This window comes from Vibrio sp. Vb1755 (genome assembly GCF_033338635.1).
GTDB classification, from domain to species: domain Bacteria; phylum Pseudomonadota; class Gammaproteobacteria; order Enterobacterales; family Vibrionaceae; genus Vibrio; species Vibrio alginolyticus.
In genome coordinates this window covers 194022-210226 of the sequence record NZ_JAWOTA010000002.1, presented here as the reverse complement: position 1 = coordinate 210226, position 16205 = coordinate 194022, and the positions used below count along the sequence as shown (strand labels likewise).

Below are 16205 nucleotides of genomic sequence, written 5' to 3'. Positions count from 1 at the left end.
ACGGGACACAAACATCTCAATTAAGTGCTTAAGAAATGTAATATTCTTCCTGAAAATTAGGCCTAACTCACTTAGAACATACATCCGTGATTAAGTTTTGACCGCAAAATCAAAAACCACACAAGATGAAAATTTCAATACATACAACCATTAAGTGCATTAAAATTAAGAACTTTATTCTGGTTTATTGAAAAATTCATAGTTGGATAATTTACAACCACACCAAATCCACAGCATTATTCACCAAGCTTCGCATGTGATAATAAACACTAAAACCTTTACCATTTTCAGCATTATTATTTTTATAAAAGCGAGTTTTAAAGTGAAAGAATCTCGAAATGCCTTAAATCCTAGTGAAATAAACACAACCACAGCTTGGTCAAAACATGATACACATTGGGTTCTTAGCCTATTTGGAACGGCCGTTGGCGCAGGCATCCTGTTTCTGCCAATTAACCTTGGGATTGGTGGTTTTTGGCCTTTAGTCGCGATGGCAGTACTTGCTTTTCCAATGACCTATCTTGCGCACCGTGGCTTAGCTCGTTTTGTACTATCTTCTAAGATCAAAAACGCAGACTTCACTGATGTAGTGGAAGAGCACTTCGGCGCAAAAGCAGGCCGTTCTATTTCACTGCTGTATTTTCTTTCGATCTTCCCGATCCTGTTGATATATGGGGTTGGAATAACAAACACAGTAGATAGCTTCATGGTAAATCAGGCTGATATGGCTTCTTTACCTAGACCTTTGCTTTCTGGCGTACTAGTGTTTGCACTAATTGCTATTATGATGGCGGGTGAAAAAGTAATGCTACGGGCCTTTGCCATTATGGTGTTCCCACTTGTTGCCATTCTTGCCTTTCTATCATTTTACTTAATACCGAACTGGACCATGCCTGTCATGGATGTGCCAGAAGCGTCAGCTTTTGCTAGCACTATGTGGTTAGCAGTTCCTGTAGTGATTTTCTCGTTTAGTCACGCAGCTGCAATTTCAAGCTTTGCAAATGTACAACGTCGCCATTACGGTAAGCAGGCAGATGCCAAATCCGAAGTTATTCTTCGTCGCACTAGCATCATGCTGATTGCCTTTGTTCTTATTTTTGTATTTTCCTGTGTACTAACACTGTCACCTGAACAATTGGCTCAAGCAAAAGAACAAAACGTATCCGTATTGTCTTACTTAGCGAACGCAACCGATAATCCATTTATTGCAACACTTGGTCCTTTAGTAGCGTTTGTTGCTATCACTTCATCTTTCCTTGGGCATTTTTTAGGTGCGCGTGAAAGCTTAAATGGTTTAATTAACAAGCATTTTAACCTATCTGAGAAGCGTGTTGATCGTATCAGCGTGGTAGCACTGTTCTTCTCAATCTGGGCGGCCGCGATCATGAACCCAAGTATTCTTGGTATGATGGAAGCATTGTCAGGGCCTGTTATTGCAATGATCTTATTTATTATGCCAATGTTAGCGGTGTATAAAATCGAGGCGATGAAACAATATCGAGGAAATGTCTCTACTTACTTTGTTCTAGCAGCAGGCATTGTGGCGGTAAGTGCATTGATTTTTAGCTTCTTCAGCTAATAACTAAAGACTAGCTTGGATTTTCAGGGGAATACCTTACACAAGGTTAAGGTGATTCCCTGAATTTTCTTACTCTTTAAAAGGTAATCATCGTTACCCTTGACTCTTAAATAAGAGCGAAAACACCCGCAATCATAAGTACTGAAGCGATGCAGGTACGGCCGATAATGCCGAAGTGCGAAGGTTGAATCATTTCATTATGCATAGTTAATCTCCTATTTATTATAAAAGCCATTTTTTATTGGCTTAATAACACTATGTCTAATATCCAGTTTTTTAACAACCCATACAAACATTAAATATTTATGACAGAAACGTAATTTTTTACACTTCGCCCTGATTTTGAGCGATGAATCCGCGGCTTAAATCATTAGATTGAGTCCACCGAATATGCTCGCCTACCTGTCATCGTTACCTTGTCTATACCATCGCCTAATCATTGCATAAGTTTTCAATAGATTTTGTTTTATAAATCATAATATTATAGAGCTCCTTCTCGTATCTCACTCCCAAAACACTTTGCCACTGGGAATCCATCCGCACTTAACCAACAAGAAATGGTAGACTTAACTGGTATTCGGTTAAGAGATCACATTTTATTAATACGCTCATGCACTTCTCAATTAAAAAACTGGCTTGCGCACTTTGTACTGCACTTGGACTTTTCTTGCATCCCACCAACGTACTGGCGAGTACCGAAAAGCAAGCTTATCTGGAAGAACACATTTCAGCAGAAAGCAAGCCCATGTTAAAACTCTACTTTCGCTCGATGGGTAAGCCGCGATCAATTCAAAAAGGTGAGTTAAATGCGCCACAGAATGCATCAGCGGAGTCTCTTGCTCTGTATTACTTTGCACGAAAGTACCTTAAGCGTTACGAAGGCGTTCCATTACCGAAAGATATGCCCGATTTAATCGAATTCGGTAAAAAGCACCATTTGGAATGGGTCGTCGCTGAAGCACAGCTCAATAAGGCTGTAACAATGATTGAGCAAGACGATAACTGGAACGCAGAATTGTTACTCCATGACGTTGTTTCTACAGCCCGTGATCTTGGTTATCTAGCATTAGAAGGCCGTGCTTACCGCTGGTTAGGCAATCTAGAAGTATCTCGAAATCAACTACGCAGTGGCCTAAAATATTATCGCAATGCCTATGAGTTATTAGAAAAAACAGTATTTGAAATACAAGTCGCGATGACACTGAACAACATTGGGACGGTCTACATCGACGCATCAGATTGGGCTCGGGCCAACAGTTACCTAACGCAAGCTCTCGACACTTACCTAGAGAGCGAATATCAATACGATAATAGCTTTTTTATGGGGGTTATCTACGCAAACCTTAGCATCGTTCACTCGAGCCTCGGAGATAACAAAAAAGCGGAATATTATTTCAATGAAGCCATTCGACTTTCAATGCAAACGGGGTCTGACACAGTCAAGCACCACTCTTTATCCAGCTTTTCACAAATGTTGAGCTCGGTAGGAAAAATTGATGATGCATTAATGGTCGCACAACGTTGCGTAGAACTGCCCATTCCAAAAAATCTAGAAATGCTAAAAACGTCTTGTTACGAGGCATTTGCAGAGGCTTACCTCGCAAACAAACAATACGATAAAGCTATTACAACAGCGCTTAACGTTCTAGAACAAACCAAGTCAACCAGTGAATTAGAGCTGCGGCAGCGTATTGATATGCTTTCGGTACTGGTAAACGCTCATCAAATTCTTAATGACTATGAAGCCGCTTTTCATTATTTAACCCAATTAAGAGAGCTGGAGGCTGAGTTTTCTCATCATATTCATGGTGAAGAGATGATTAACATTAAGTTTGATCTCGAAGCTAAGTTAGCCCAGAAAGAACTCAAATTGCTAGAAACAAAAAATGCGCTACAAGCGTCTGAACTGCGTTCGCAGCGCTATCGAGAAATGTTCTACTTTATCGCTATTACGGCAATTGGTGTCGTTGGTTTTCGTTACGTACTGCGCGTTAGACGTATTAATAAAGCACTCACTCAAGAAAATACTACCGATCCGTTAACTCAACTGCATAACCGTCGCTATCTTCACATTTGGCTGGACAAAATGGCTCGTAGAAGCCCAGATAGAACATTTGCCTTAGCAGTTTTAGATGTTGATCATTTTAAAACCTTTAATGATCAATATGGACACGATATTGGCGATAAAATGCTGACTCATATTGCCACGCTATTTAATGAATCCACTCGCTCTGGTGACCTACTCATTCGTTGGGGTGGAGAAGAGTTTGTCCTATTATTCGAAGTACAGCGAGCTGAAGATTGCGCTAAGTTTTTGGAGCGATTGAGATATACTGTTGAAAACACGCCATTGGTGGTTGACTCTAAACCATTAAACGCGACAATTTCCCTTGGAGCAGTGGACAAACTGTCGGCACAAATAATTAAACAAGAATGGGATCAATGGTTTTTCTTGGCAGACCAAGCTTTGTATGATGCGAAGCAAGCTGGTAGAAACCAGTTCGTCATTCACCCTACATCATAAAAAAGCACACATGAAAAAAAATCTAATCATTATTACTTTTGCGCCTCTATTTCTTATGGCGTGTAGTAATCAGCAAGCATCTCAACTGGGAATGCGCAGCAGCAGTGTCAACGTATATGCCCAGCAAATGAGTAACACTCAACTATGTGAAACTCTCTACTACAACCGTGCAACTAACCAAACCAAAGTGGCGATTGGTGCTGAGTTCAATCGACGTGGATTAAACAAAAAGTGGTGTGATAAAGAATTCGATAAGTTGTACATTAAAAAGTGGATTGATAACGTGCTGCCTAAGGAAAAAGCCGAACCTAAGAAACCAATGGCAACTATTCAACCCGCTCCAACTAAATAACCCCCCCTCTTGAAGCAGACGGTACACTCGTATTTTCTGCTTTTCACTTTTCATGCATGCTCGATGCGACATATAAAAACCTCATAGTTTCAGTAAATTAACAAAGACTTATGTTGTCCATCGAACTTTTAATGTAAACAAGTTGTAAATGGTTTTCGTCCTTATTCTTTGTCGTTAGCTTTGTTTGTTCCTGTTAGCGGAATATGAAACAGGAACTAAAAAATTCCAAACAAAGACATGAGGTCAAAAATGGAAATACGCATTAATCGCCTATTTGCTGCTATGTTGGCAGTAGGCATTGCACCTGCCGTCTCGGCGTTTGATCCACTCTATTCTGAACAATGGCACTTAGACAACACGGGGCAAACTGCGTTTGCGGCTAATCCTGCTGTTGCTGGGAACGACTTAAACACTAAGCTCACTCAGGCAATGGGGATTGCAGGTGTTGGTGTGAAAGTTGCCGTTATTGATTCTGGAGTGCAGATCGATCACCCCGACCTTGCAGGTAATATAGTTACAGGTAGCAGAAACTTCGTCGAAGACTCTTCATTCCCACCAAGTTATCCGGTTGATACTAATGGTCATGGCACTGCTGTAGCCGGTTTGATTAGCGCCGTCGGCAACAACGGTGAAGGCGGACGCGGTGTCGCTTCTCTCTCTTCCCTCATCGGTTTTAACTGGTTAGCCAACCAGACATTAGAAGGCTGGTTAATCTCCCATGGCATGGACCCAGCAACACGTGATGTTCGCGTATTTAACCAAAGTTACGGTTTCAGCCCTATAAACCCGATTACTTTTGATGAAAGCGACCCTCAACTAAAACTTGAAATGGACGTGATGAAAAACGTCAGCGAGAGTAACGCCTGGGGTCGAGGTGCTGTATTTGTAAAGTCAGCAGGTAATGGTTACCGTTATTTCAATGCAGGGCGATTCTTCGTATTGCCAAGTAACTTCTTTGCTGGTGGAGACAATCAAGGCTTACCGATGCACAACTCTGCTCAGTCTTATGATAACGCCAATTACTTCAATTTAGTCACTAGTGCACTACGAGCGGATGGTACGCGAGCGAGTTACTCATCTGTGGGTTCGAACGTGTGGGTTGCAGCACCAGCAGGTGAATATGGGCAAGATTTCCCTGCTATGGTCACCACTGATTTAATGGGTTGTGAAGAAGGGCAAAATACCAGTGATGGCCTTGGCATTAATGGGTTACACGGCGGAACGGAGCTCGATCCGAACTGTAACTATACCAGTACGATGAACGGAACCTCATCGGCTGCGCCGAACACATCGGGTGCCATCGCGGCAATCATGTCAACCAACCACGCACTTTCTGCTCGTGATGTACGTGCTTTACTAGCGGAGACAGCAAAAGTAACGGATAAAGCGCATCCAGGCGTACAGCTTGAATTTACTAACCATAAAGGTGAACAGGTTAGCTACGAGGCAATTGCCCCTTGGCAAAAAAACGCAGCAGGCGTAGATTTCCATACTTTTTATGGCTTCGGCGCTGTAGATTTAGATGAAGCGATGCAACGTGCTCGCATGACGAATCGTGTTTTGCCAACTCAAGTCATTACGCCATGGGTTAATAACGCTACAGAAGTAAGTGTACCCGATGCAAGTCTAGTTGGTGGTTCTTCAAGTATCGCCATTGCCGATGAGCTGACAGTAGAATCCGTTCAAGTGACATTGACACTGGACCACGCTCGTCTGCCCGACTTAGCTATCGAGCTCATTTCGCCATCAGGGACTCGTTCCGTTTTGCAAACACCGCGCAATGGTCTTGTTGGTCAATCTCTTGATTCATCGATTACTGGCTACAAAGATCAATTAATGTTGTCTAACCAATTTTATGGCGAAGATGCAAAAGGCGAATGGACGTTGCGAGCAATAGATACGAACGGCGATGAAGTCTATTCTTACATTGCATATTTCAACTCTTCCACCATCTATGACGTTCCGATGGCAAACAACGCTCAGCCCGGTGTTATTAAGAACTGGTCGATGCGCATATTTGGACACTAAGGAGTCAATAACATGAAATACAAATCATTTTCTATGCTGGCTCTCGTTATCATGACGTCGAGTGTATACGCTGAGCAACAGCTCTCTCAACAGCCTGCACCAGAACTGTTTGTGCCATCAGAAGCGGTTGAGATTAATGGCCAAGATTATCGAAAAGTGCAAACTGGCACTATTAGAACCCTATCTGAAGACGTAAAACTTCAAGCGGGTGATGAGGTGTTTAAGAATGCGTTTAGTAACGTATCCAAAGCCACTGGACTGGTTTATATCACCGTAAACAATCCTAACGAAGCGAAAGCAGTCGCCAAAGAGTTAAAATTAGAAGTTATCTTCGCAGAGGGGGAATCAGCGGTGTTAAAAGCATCTCAAGATCAAGATCTGCTAAGTATTAGCGACTACCTAAACGCAGACAGCCGGGTAAAAGCGTCTAAAATTGAACTAAACAGCGGTAAATACCGTGCACAATAATTCTCTAACAAGAGAAGTTGGCCTGTAAAACCATGCCTCAGCGATTGCTGAGGCATTTTTATGGGTAGGAACAGATAGGCTATTATTCTTTAATAACATTTCGCATAACCAGTATGATACCTAAACACCCTACTCGCCTGCGCCTGTCATTTCTTAAACAAAATAATTTCCGTTCTTAGCTCTTCTTCCGTGGTTTCCTTCGGGCTATTCAGATAGCGTTCGATTCCTAAAGGACTGGTTTTGACTTTCATACCACTCTGACGAACCAAGTTCATCGCTAAAGCCCATGCATTTCCCAAAAACTGATATTCACCTCGGTGTTCAACGACAAATGTTTCACTCTCAGGAATGGTACCGGTAACCGCCCCTTGAGGCGCTGGTACTGAGTTATGAAGAGGAAAGCAAGTGATAAACTCGAATGTACCTTTCTGCATATCCATCGACTGGTAATAACAAAACAATTCACCATTCACGGATAGGGTTTCGTCACTAATTAACTGTTCTAGTTGCTGAACATGCTTCTCAATTACCGAACCTAATTCCTGCAAGCTAGCCACACCCTTGATCCCAATATAATGAATTTGAGGCAACGTTCGGTTCCCAATTTCGACTAAGTCTGAATGCACTCTTCCGGTTTCAAGCTTACTTTTAAGCATGCGTAACCCACGTTGATAATCCATCTCTATCATCGACTTAAACATACTTTTCAGAAAGAACAGATACCAAGGGACGCGAGATTGCATTTGCCATTCGACTAAACAGCCATTTTGTGACGGCGTCACGATTAGAGTCACCTTTCCATGGCTCTTGATTGGACGAAAGAAATGCAGCTCCATATCTAATCGATGCTCTTGAGTACTTTCCAGTACAATCGCGCCAGTCCCAATACGCTGACCATTCCATTGATAACCAGCTCCAACGTGGCCCTGATTATCACTGAATGTCAGCTCGCAGCTTGGTTCAAGAATGATCCATGGTGACCAGCTGGGCCAGTGTTTGAAGTTCTTGAGATAGCCAATAATTTCACTTTGATTCTTATTAATTTCAATACTTCGGCTGACCTGATAAGAGAGCATAACGGTTCCTCGAGTTTCCGCTTCACTAACTTCAGTCTAATTCAAATTCCAGTTTTTTCTTGTTTGACTGCGGGTTAGATGCGTACGACAAGAAAAAGCCAGAGCGTTAAGTCTCACTTGAATCAATACGCACAAAGCTAAGAGCAGAACTCCACTTTTGCACTAAATCGAACACCATCATCGTCCAGTACTAACGCCCACCCCATCCGTTCACATATTCGTTGTACGATAACAAGCCCACAACCATAACCAGCGTTGTACGTCTCGTTGCCATCGTGACGGTTTAGGATCTTAAGCGCATGACCTTTCAACTCAATTTCAATATCTCCCACACTATAGCTAAAGGCGTTTTTAATCAGATTGTTGATTACAATGGTCACAAAACTCTCCGGTGCCTTCACTACACCACTATGTTGTTCGTGCAAAGCGTAGTTCGAATCTTGCTTGGCAAATAAAGGAGCCAGCTCTTCCAGTTGTTTTTGTAAACAAGTAAGAAGCTGATGCTCTCCGTAATGCTGAGGCTCTATTTTCTCTTTACCAAGTAAGAGAAACGCTTCTGTCAGTACACGCATCTCGTCACAAGCTGACTGCATCCTCGTGATGGCTTTTTGCGCAACTCGAGGTTGATCAGGAAGACGCGTCAGAATGTCTGTTGAGCCTTTAATCACCATGATTGGCGTTCTCAACTCATGCGATGCAAAACGGCTAAATTCTTGCTCTCGTTTGAAATAGCCCGCGATATCGTTCTTATTATCCAGCAAAGTCTGCTCTATCTGGCGTGTTTCGCTGAACTTAGTTTCAACTTGGAAAGCGGGTTGATCCGGTGACATTTGGCTAATTTTGTCTTCAATTTGCGCTAATGGCCGAGACAATATTCGCACCATGTAAATGCCATACCCAACCATGACAAATGAAAACAAACCACCGAGCAGCAGCGTAAACTGATGCAGCGAGCTTTCGTATTCGTCCAAGTAATCATCTGAGTCATCTTGAAATACAATGTACATAAGCCCCTTCCCTGAGGGGTGGTTCAATACAACAAAGTGTTTGTCTTCTTCACCAAGCAGGTATTCGTAAAAACCAGGTGAAGTAAAAGAGAGCAACCAATCGGGTGTCGGTGCTTCACTCCAATATGAGTTGAATTCCAATACGTTTGGCAATGGCGCATCCCAGCCCTGTTTCTCGAAATTCTCACTATAAAGCGCAGCTTCAGTATCTAGCCAGTGATGTAAACTCAGCACTTCCAGTTTGTTTTCTGCCACATAAATCAGCGACCAAAAAAGAGTAAACATCACAAACGTCATGACCCCAAAACCCCAACGGATCTTGCGATAAATGCTTGGATATTCGTTATGCTTTAAGTCGGTAACCTTGTCCATGAATAGTCTCTAATCGTGATTCTTCAAAACCTTTGTCTAGCGCGGTTCTTAAACCGTAAATATGGCTACGAAGTGCATCACTTCCGGGTGGTTCGTCTCCCCACACACTATCGATCACTTCTGTGCGCGTGACCGCTGCTGGAGCACGTTGGAGGAGCAATTTTAAAATTTTAGTTTGAATTCGACTCAGCTTAATTTCTTTGTCTTTTCTCGTTACTTTTCCTGTCCGCGCATCTAAACAAATATCTGCAAATTTGAGCGTTCCGATATCTTGTCTTGGACCACGATTAGCCAAAGCATGAACACGCAAACTGAGCTCTTCCATCGCAAATGGCTTCATTAAATAATCATCTCCCCCCGCTTTAAAAGCCGCGATTTTGTCCTCTAGCGTATCTTTTGCCGTTAGGAAGAGAATTGGCGTTCCACATAACTTATCTTGTCGAAGCTTCTGTACCGTACTGATGCCATCGAGCTTCGGCATCATGATATCCATGATGATTACATCGTAATGATTTTCCTCGATTAACTTAATCGCAGCCTCTCCATGAAACGCACAATCGATAATCATGCCTTCTAGCTCAAGATAGTCTGCAATCGTCTCCGAGACGTTATGGTTGTCATCTACAATTAAAATTTTCATAAAATCACATTTCTTCACGATCTCTTCACGATATGCCCAATAAGATACAGGCAATTTCCTAAACTCGCTCGTAAATTGAGGTTAATACAATGAAAAAACTCGCTCTTATTTCTGTAGTAGGTTTGGCATTGTCTGGTTGTGGTGGTTCAGGTGGTGGCAGCAATAGCGATAGCACATCAACTCAACCAGCAGTGAAACCAAGTGTAGCGATTGGCTCTGTTGAAGCGGTCAACGCTGAAGAAAGCACGTTAACCGTCAATGGACATACGTATCGTGTGTCTGAGGTGGTTTATGACGACACACAAGTGCAACTGGCCGATGTAAAACCAAAAATGGTGGTTCGCGTGGGGTCAGATATTCGGCAAGCTTCGAATAATGGCGTCCGAGTCACACTTGAACCAACCATTACAGGACGTGTCACAGCGATTGATCATGTGAAGAAAACATTTACGGTAAACGGCGTAGATCTGCAGTTTGACGGTTTAAGTGATGATATAGAGGTCAACGACTGGGTGATGGTGTCATCATTGCCAACTGCTGATGCGGGTTATCGAGTGCTGTCTGTGGTCGAAATCGACGTAGATAACGATTACCCAGCCCTTGGAAGCTACTACGAACTGGAAGGTCGCATTACTAGTACCGATGAAAATGCTGGCACGTTTGAGCTTGGTACAAATATAACCGTATCTTACGACAACATTAGCCAACTTAGCATCGGCCAATGGGTGGAAGTAGAAGGTGAAATGCAAAACGGTATCTTCATGGCACATGAGGTACAAGTTGAAGACTACGACGATCTAAAAAATGACAGCGATGTGGAAGGTATCGTGACTTGGGTTGCCAAGGATTATAGTGAGTTCTCTCTAAACTACCGAGGAGCATTCTTCATTGATAACGCGACACGCTTTGAGGATGGTAGCAAAGCTAATCTAGAACAAGGTCAAGAAGTAGAAGTGACCTCTGTGATGAAAAATGGCAAACGCATCGCTACCGTTATTGAGTTTGAGCAACCAGACTTTGACGATAACAACCAATGGCAAGGTAAAGAATTTGAATGTGAAGGATACGTATCAAACTACGATGCTGAAGCAAGAACATTTGAAATCGAGCGTTGCGAAAACGACGCAGATCAATTGCTAAACAACACGACCGTTGTGATTGATGCACAAACACGCTTCCAAGGCATCGAAGAACTTAACCTAAATGGTGCTCGTGTCGAAGTCGAAGGTGTGATCATTAACGACCAAAATATTGCCCGTGAAGTGGAGTTAGACGTTTACGACAACTAATCCCTTCTACGCTTAAGAAAAAGTGTCACTTCGATGGCACTTTTTCTTTTTACCTTACTTTGCTTCCCAAGCTCAAACCAACAAATTCTCAGCCAAAACCTTTTCTCTCCGTTACACTTTACCTATGTTTCACAACATTGGTGACAACTATGAAAAAACGCAACCTCATTTTGTTAATCTTGTTTTTTGGTTCAGCCACGAGCTTAGCTAGCGTGATGGATCCTGACTGCGATGCAGAAAAGGCAGCTAAAGCCGCTGCGACAAAAGCCGTGGTTGGTGTTGGGGGGCGCTGTACGCCTAAAGAGGCACTGAAAGATACCGCAGTTGATGCAGGAAAAGACAAATTGCCAGATGAAGGGATGGCGGGTAAAGCTGTTGATGCAATGACACCGGAAAAAGAGAAGAAAACGGTGAAAGACGTAACCAAAAAGCTCAATAAAGATTGATACGCTTTCTTGTAGTTAACTTTAATAGCGAAACTCCCCCCTCCCAAAAAAAAGAGCGCCGATTGACGCTCTTTCCGAACTTTAATAGATAACCAATTATGCGGTCTCTGCTTCACCTATCCAATGATAATGGTGGTTGGCTTTTTTCCCCACTAAACCGAGCTCTGCCAATTCTTCAAATACCTTGTCTACCTCTTCCGCAGACAGCCTAAACTGTTTAGCAACGGCTTTTTTGGTGCACGTAATTTGATGCGTTTTAAGTGCATCGCTAACTTGCTCTAACAAGGTTTTCGGTTCCTTTGGTTCTTCTGGCTCCGGCGCAGCTGGTATTTCTTGCTCTTCTTCCTCTTTTATATGAGGAAGATAACCCGCAGGCGCTGGGTCTATATCGCGAACTGTTTTCAATATCATGCCCTCATTTCTGCGATAGAAATATCGGAACCGTTGCTCTTCACCAATCAAGCCAACAAAAAATGCAGCAAAGAAGTCCAAAAGAATCGAAAGAAATACAACCAAGCCAAGCTGAGCTTGCTGAGAGGTAGTACCAAATGCGTTGGCTAGGCTATCAATCAAACCAATCACTGAGCCTTGCGTAACCGGCGGTAAACTATCACGCTCCATAGCCAAGCGTTGCTGCTCTTCACGTAAGGTTTTGTTTTGATCCTGAATGCGAGTTACACCAGTCGCGATACGCTCCATCTCGATGTATTTCTGCGCTGCCATATTGTTGAGCTCAATCTGCTTATCGATTGCCGCAATCTGACGATTAAACGCTTCCACTTTCGCCTGCTCTACCGAAATATGACTTTGTGCACTATTGGTTGCACTATTAATCCCACCAATACTACCGCCAATGGAAATCGCAGCTAAAACTAAATAAAACACGAGAGCGGTTGCTGCTCCTGTGTAGTTGCGATGGGCTCGGCGCTCACCGTATTCATACCAAGCGTAAAATTTACCCGCTTCAAAAATGATCGCTAAACCACCAAATAAGGTTTGCATCATCGGGTTTTCGTCGATAGACAAAAATAGCAATAGAGAAAAAATAGTCGATGCTAAAATCGCAGCACCGGTGAATGCATATACACTCACCATGGCAAATCGACCTTTAGGGTATCGATATCCAATCTGTTGTTCGTATTTCATTTGAGAAATTTCTTAAGATTAATCGCCCCTCCGACTAAGTAGGACGGACGTTTCTGGCATGTACAAAGGAGCGCAGAATACCGTATCCTTTATTAAATTACTGTCATAATTCCGTTAATGGAAAACAAGTGAAGATTCGGTGTGCATTTTGAATCGATATCAGCCAAATCTAGCACGTAAAAACACCACCACGACACCCACTAACCGAAGCTTCAGTGACATATAAGAGAGATTAATTCGGTATCTTCAGAAGCGACTAAGCAAGACTGACAAGTTGAATTGGAGGTTGTGAATGTCAGCCGAATCAAGACATTAAAGCGTTAAAAATAGGCAACAAAACAAATAATGCACACTTGCATCACCTTTTAGTAAACTGATAATTACATTGTTTGGTTAATTTGTTAGTATCCCGCGCCGAAGAAGATAAGCACTCAATTGTATGGAAAACACTCTAATACAGCACAAACACCATCGCTTGCACGCTATTGCGGTTATTATCGCGGTGTTGTTTCAGTTGTATTTAGCGTCCACAGCCGCTCTTAATCCTACACAAGTTCACAGCACAACTTGGCTCAACAAAGTCCAAAGTGAAAAGGTTTTACTGTGTACCGCAGATGGTTTCAAATGGGTGGATATCAATACGTTGATTGAGGCTAACGCTCAATCTTCTTCTAAGCTCATCCAAGATCTTAACTTACACGACGGCTTTCAGTTTGAATGTCCGCTTCTTCAAGCTGTTCAATTCTTTCTTCTGGTTGCGATTGGGCTTTACCTGACAACCATCCATTGGCTGCGCCGAGTAAAGTATGCACTGACGACTTATCATTTTTCAAAATGCGATAAGTTCGTTTACAAACACATCGCGCCTAAGCACTCTCCGCCGAGTGTTTTTCCTGCCTAACAGGCATCTAATCATTGACAACTTTATTCAAAAATAACGATGACTCTGTTTGTTGTCCATTCAGAGAAGCTATTCATTCAAAAGGAAAAACACATGCTTAAATCATTTAAAACCGCCGCTATCGCGCTTATTGCTGTCATCGCTAGCCCACTGAGTTTAGCGCACGATTATGAAGCAGGAAAAATTCATATCGACCATCCATGGAGCCGCGAAGCGCCACCAAACGCACCTGTTATCGGTGGTTTTTTTCAATTAACCAACCACGGTGACAGTGAAGATGCATTGATCGCAGCAGAAAGCCCAATCGCAGGGCATGTCGAAATTCACACGCATAAGAAAGAAGATGGTGTGATGAAAATGATTAAGATTGACGAAGTGCGCGTTCCAGCCAATGACTCAGTGTTGTTTAAGCCAGGCAGCTTCCATTTAATGATTTTCAATCCAACACAAACTCTTAAAGAGGGTGACCGCTTCCCTATGACATTAACCTTTAAAAACGCAGGTAAGGTTGAAGTGGAAATGGCGGTTGAGAAACAAGGCCACATGGAAAAACACATGCATCATTAATGACGCAAACAAAAGTGCCCGCTGAGTTAGCGGGCATTTTTATCTCAGCTTAGTCAAAATCATTATCCAACAGGTCCTAACTCGACTCTTCAGAACAATGGTGATAAATAACGCTTGGCGAAACGGCGTCATATATCATAACAGCGTGCTCGGGCAAGAGATTCTAAATCACGCTCGTTCCTCGCTATTCAGAATGACCTTGAAAGACTTAAGATCCTAAAAAGGTTCCCTACCCGCTTAAAACTCAACCTCTCGACAAAGTTATCCAACCATCACTTGGCAAGCCTAAATGAAATCATAAGTTTGGCAACAAAGACCCACGGTTAATCGGCTTTCTTTCTACTTGAAACAAACCTCAGCCCAACGAGCTAAGCCGGCAGTTACTGAGCCAAAATAGTTTCCACTGACAACCGGAATACTTGGCAGTACGGTTTGCACCGCATCGCGCAAGATTGGCGAGCGTGCCGAACCTCCAGTCATAAAGATAGCATCGGGTTTAACTCCAGCTTGCTCTACCGCTTCTGTCACCAACGCCGTCATTTTATTCTTTGGCGACTGGATCGCTTCGATCATTTCGTCACGTTGTACATCAACTTCAATCGTTTCTGATAGTAAGTTGATGCCAGTTCGGTAAGAAGCTTGTTCTGAAAGTGCCACTTTTGCCTCTTCGGCACGGCGAACAATGTTGTAGCCTAAAGACTCATGATACACCTCTAGCAAACGAGCAAGTTTTTCTGGCTCTTGAGCCTGCTTTTGAAGCAACTTTAACGCTGATAGGTTCTCTCGCGAATAGAAGTCACTCTGCGCTTCTACATTATTGATTGCTATCGGGTTCCAGAATTGGGTAGTCGGCATCACAATGCCTGACTCCATTTTACTTCCCATGCCAAAAGGGAACATGAGCTGCTTAAATGCTAGCGCGATATCAAGATCATTCCCGCCGACACGCTGGCCACTGTGAGCTAACAAGCTTGCGGTCCTATCTGCTTTGCCGCGCCAAGACGGTCCCATTTGGATCAACGAACAGTCCGTTGTACCACCGCCAATATCGACTACTAGAATGATTTTATCTTCGCTGAGTGTCGCTTCATACTCTAGGCCCGCCGCGACAGGCTCAAACTGAAACTCCACATTTTGGAAGCCCGCACGTTTCGCTGCCCGCAACAAAATGCGTTCAGCCTGAATGTTAGCCGTTTCACCGCCACGCCCATGAAAGTTAATTGGTCTGCCGATCACAGCATCGGTAATACTTTGCTGCGCATCGTTTTCGGCTTGAGACTTAATATTGTCCATCATCGCGCAGACAAGGTCTTCGAAGAAAGCCAATTGCACATCACGCAAGCCAGATGCACCAAGAAAAGACTTCGGCGATTTCACATAATAGATATCGCGAGGATCTTCCAAATAGAGATTAAGTGCAGCCTGACCAAACGCGATGTCGTCGGATTCTAAGTCAATACTTTCTTCTCGGTTTAAATTGATTGCCCGGCGTAAAACCTGCTCACCAACTTGATCTAATGGTTTAATATCTCGATGGCGAAATAAATGCTCGGATACCGATTCACGAGTCGGTGCAGCAAGGGTGGAAGGAATAAAAGGGCTGTTTCCTTCTAGATTAAGCAGTACTGGATCACCCGATTCCATTTTAGCCACTGAACAGTTTGCAGTACCATAGTCAAAGCCGATAAACATTGTTTCTCCCACTGTCCCACTGATTAGTGGCCTTTTGACCGTTAAAAAGCTGGCAATGCTAACTTAATGGCATAAGAATTACTATCCCAAAATCAAGTGTAATTTAACGTGGAAAACC

The 16205-nt window shown here is 43.0% G+C and carries 14 protein-coding genes; 9 read left to right on the top strand and 5 right to left on the bottom strand.

Annotated elements, in window-relative coordinates:
* Window positions 1-322: 322 nt before the first annotated feature.
* The 5 genes from R7E00_RS03485 to R7E00_RS03465 all read left to right on the top strand — a co-directional run bounded on the left by R7E00_RS03485 (window position 323) and on the right by R7E00_RS03465 (window position 6951).
* The gene (locus R7E00_RS03485; RefSeq protein WP_258457130.1) at window positions 323-1579 is read left to right on the top strand and encodes an aromatic amino acid transport family protein; all 1257 of its coding nucleotides are present in this window, start codon (window positions 323-325) and stop codon (window positions 1577-1579) included.
* Between the two features lie 610 nt (window positions 1580-2189).
* A complete protein-coding gene (locus R7E00_RS03480) occupies window positions 2190-4103 on the top strand; it encodes a tetratricopeptide repeat-containing diguanylate cyclase (protein ID WP_132936405.1) in 1914 nt (637 codons plus the stop codon).
* A 10-nt stretch (window positions 4104-4113) separates the two neighbouring features.
* Window positions 4114-4455 (top strand): hypothetical protein, encoded by a 342-nt coding sequence (locus tag R7E00_RS03475; protein WP_017820239.1) that lies wholly within the window; start codon window positions 4114-4116, stop codon window positions 4453-4455.
* 249 nt (window positions 4456-4704) lie between these two features.
* Window positions 4705-6483 carry a S8 family peptidase gene (locus R7E00_RS03470; RefSeq protein WP_017820240.1) on the top strand — a complete coding sequence of 593 codons (1779 nt, stop codon included), beginning with the start codon at window positions 4705-4707 and terminating at the stop codon, window positions 6481-6483.
* A gap of 12 nt (window positions 6484-6495) precedes the next feature.
* The gene (locus tag R7E00_RS03465; RefSeq protein ID WP_005375850.1) at window positions 6496-6951 is read left to right on the top strand and encodes a hypothetical protein; all 456 of its coding nucleotides are present in this window, start codon (window positions 6496-6498) and stop codon (window positions 6949-6951) included.
* A 146-nt stretch (window positions 6952-7097) separates the two neighbouring features.
* Here the strand turns inward: R7E00_RS03465 and R7E00_RS03460 are convergent, their stop codons facing one another.
* From R7E00_RS03460 to R7E00_RS03450, 3 genes are all read right to left on the bottom strand, one after another.
* Window positions 7098-8027 carry an SRPBCC family protein gene (locus R7E00_RS03460; RefSeq protein WP_005375849.1) on the bottom strand — a complete coding sequence of 310 codons (930 nt, stop codon included), beginning with the start codon at window positions 8025-8027 and terminating at the stop codon, window positions 7098-7100.
* Between the two features lie 137 nt (window positions 8028-8164).
* Window positions 8165-9406, bottom strand: a complete 1242-nt coding sequence (locus tag R7E00_RS03455) for a sensor histidine kinase (protein WP_017634216.1) — start codon at window positions 9404-9406, stop codon at window positions 8165-8167.
* Window positions 9378-10046, bottom strand: a complete 669-nt coding sequence (locus R7E00_RS03450; protein WP_025998582.1) for a response regulator transcription factor — start codon at window positions 10044-10046, stop codon at window positions 9378-9380. The genes R7E00_RS03455 and R7E00_RS03450 overlap by 29 nt, the downstream gene beginning before the upstream one ends.
* A gap of 89 nt (window positions 10047-10135) precedes the next feature.
* Here R7E00_RS03450 and R7E00_RS03445 point away from each other — a divergent pair, with 89 nt between their 5' ends.
* Together R7E00_RS03445 and R7E00_RS03440 are read left to right on the top strand one after the other, a co-directional pair.
* Window positions 10136-11335 (top strand): DUF5666 domain-containing protein, encoded by a 1200-nt coding sequence (locus R7E00_RS03445; RefSeq protein ID WP_213972796.1) that lies wholly within the window; start codon window positions 10136-10138, stop codon window positions 11333-11335.
* Between the two features lie 149 nt (window positions 11336-11484).
* The gene (locus R7E00_RS03440; RefSeq protein WP_017634219.1) at window positions 11485-11781 is read left to right on the top strand and encodes a hypothetical protein; all 297 of its coding nucleotides are present in this window, start codon (window positions 11485-11487) and stop codon (window positions 11779-11781) included.
* 96 nt (window positions 11782-11877) lie between these two features.
* Here the strand turns inward: R7E00_RS03440 and R7E00_RS03435 are convergent, their stop codons facing one another.
* The gene (locus tag R7E00_RS03435) at window positions 11878-12927 is read right to left on the bottom strand and encodes a hypothetical protein (protein WP_017634220.1); all 1050 of its coding nucleotides are present in this window, start codon (window positions 12925-12927) and stop codon (window positions 11878-11880) included.
* A 439-nt stretch (window positions 12928-13366) separates the two neighbouring features.
* Between R7E00_RS03435 and R7E00_RS03430 the strand changes: the two genes are divergently transcribed.
* Together R7E00_RS03430 and R7E00_RS03425 are read left to right on the top strand one after the other, a co-directional pair.
* Window positions 13367-13828 (top strand): hypothetical protein, encoded by a 462-nt coding sequence (locus tag R7E00_RS03430; RefSeq protein ID WP_005375842.1) that lies wholly within the window; start codon window positions 13367-13369, stop codon window positions 13826-13828.
* 93 nt (window positions 13829-13921) lie between these two features.
* Window positions 13922-14395 (top strand): copper chaperone PCu(A)C, encoded by a 474-nt coding sequence (locus R7E00_RS03425; protein WP_042521048.1) that lies wholly within the window; start codon window positions 13922-13924, stop codon window positions 14393-14395.
* A gap of 339 nt (window positions 14396-14734) precedes the next feature.
* Here R7E00_RS03425 and yegD read toward each other — a convergent pair whose 3' ends face one another.
* The gene (yegD, locus tag R7E00_RS03420) at window positions 14735-16087 is read right to left on the bottom strand and encodes a molecular chaperone (protein WP_005375838.1); all 1353 of its coding nucleotides are present in this window, start codon (window positions 16085-16087) and stop codon (window positions 14735-14737) included.
* Between the last annotated feature and the right edge of the window lie 118 nt (window positions 16088-16205).

What these genes read in the sequence shown, in the direction of transcription:
- R7E00_RS03450 (WP_025998582.1), bottom strand. Translation starts at nt 10,046, where the DNA reads ATGAAAATTTTAATTGTAGATGACAACCATAACGTCTCGGAGACGATT.
- R7E00_RS03430 (WP_005375842.1), top strand. Translation starts at nt 13,367, where the DNA reads ATGGAAAACACTCTAATACAGCACAAACACCATCGCTTGCACGCTATT.
- R7E00_RS03455 (WP_017634216.1), bottom strand. Translation starts at nt 9,406, where the DNA reads ATGGACAAGGTTACCGACTTAAAGCATAACGAATATCCAAGCATTTAT.
- R7E00_RS03475 (WP_017820239.1), top strand. Translation starts at nt 4,114, where the DNA reads ATGAAAAAAAATCTAATCATTATTACTTTTGCGCCTCTATTTCTTATG.
- yegD (WP_005375838.1), bottom strand. Translation starts at nt 16,087, where the DNA reads ATGTTTATCGGCTTTGACTATGGTACTGCAAACTGTTCAGTGGCTAAA.
- R7E00_RS03470 (WP_017820240.1), top strand. Translation starts at nt 4,705, where the DNA reads ATGGAAATACGCATTAATCGCCTATTTGCTGCTATGTTGGCAGTAGGC.
- R7E00_RS03425 (WP_042521048.1), top strand. Translation starts at nt 13,922, where the DNA reads ATGCTTAAATCATTTAAAACCGCCGCTATCGCGCTTATTGCTGTCATC.
- R7E00_RS03480 (WP_132936405.1), top strand. Translation starts at nt 2,190, where the DNA reads ATGCACTTCTCAATTAAAAAACTGGCTTGCGCACTTTGTACTGCACTT.
- R7E00_RS03445 (WP_213972796.1), top strand. Translation starts at nt 10,136, where the DNA reads ATGAAAAAACTCGCTCTTATTTCTGTAGTAGGTTTGGCATTGTCTGGT.
- R7E00_RS03440 (WP_017634219.1), top strand. Translation starts at nt 11,485, where the DNA reads ATGAAAAAACGCAACCTCATTTTGTTAATCTTGTTTTTTGGTTCAGCC.
- R7E00_RS03460 (WP_005375849.1), bottom strand. Translation starts at nt 8,027, where the DNA reads ATGCTCTCTTATCAGGTCAGCCGAAGTATTGAAATTAATAAGAATCAA.
- R7E00_RS03435 (WP_017634220.1), bottom strand. Translation starts at nt 12,927, where the DNA reads ATGAAATACGAACAACAGATTGGATATCGATACCCTAAAGGTCGATTT.
- R7E00_RS03465 (WP_005375850.1), top strand. Translation starts at nt 6,496, where the DNA reads ATGAAATACAAATCATTTTCTATGCTGGCTCTCGTTATCATGACGTCG.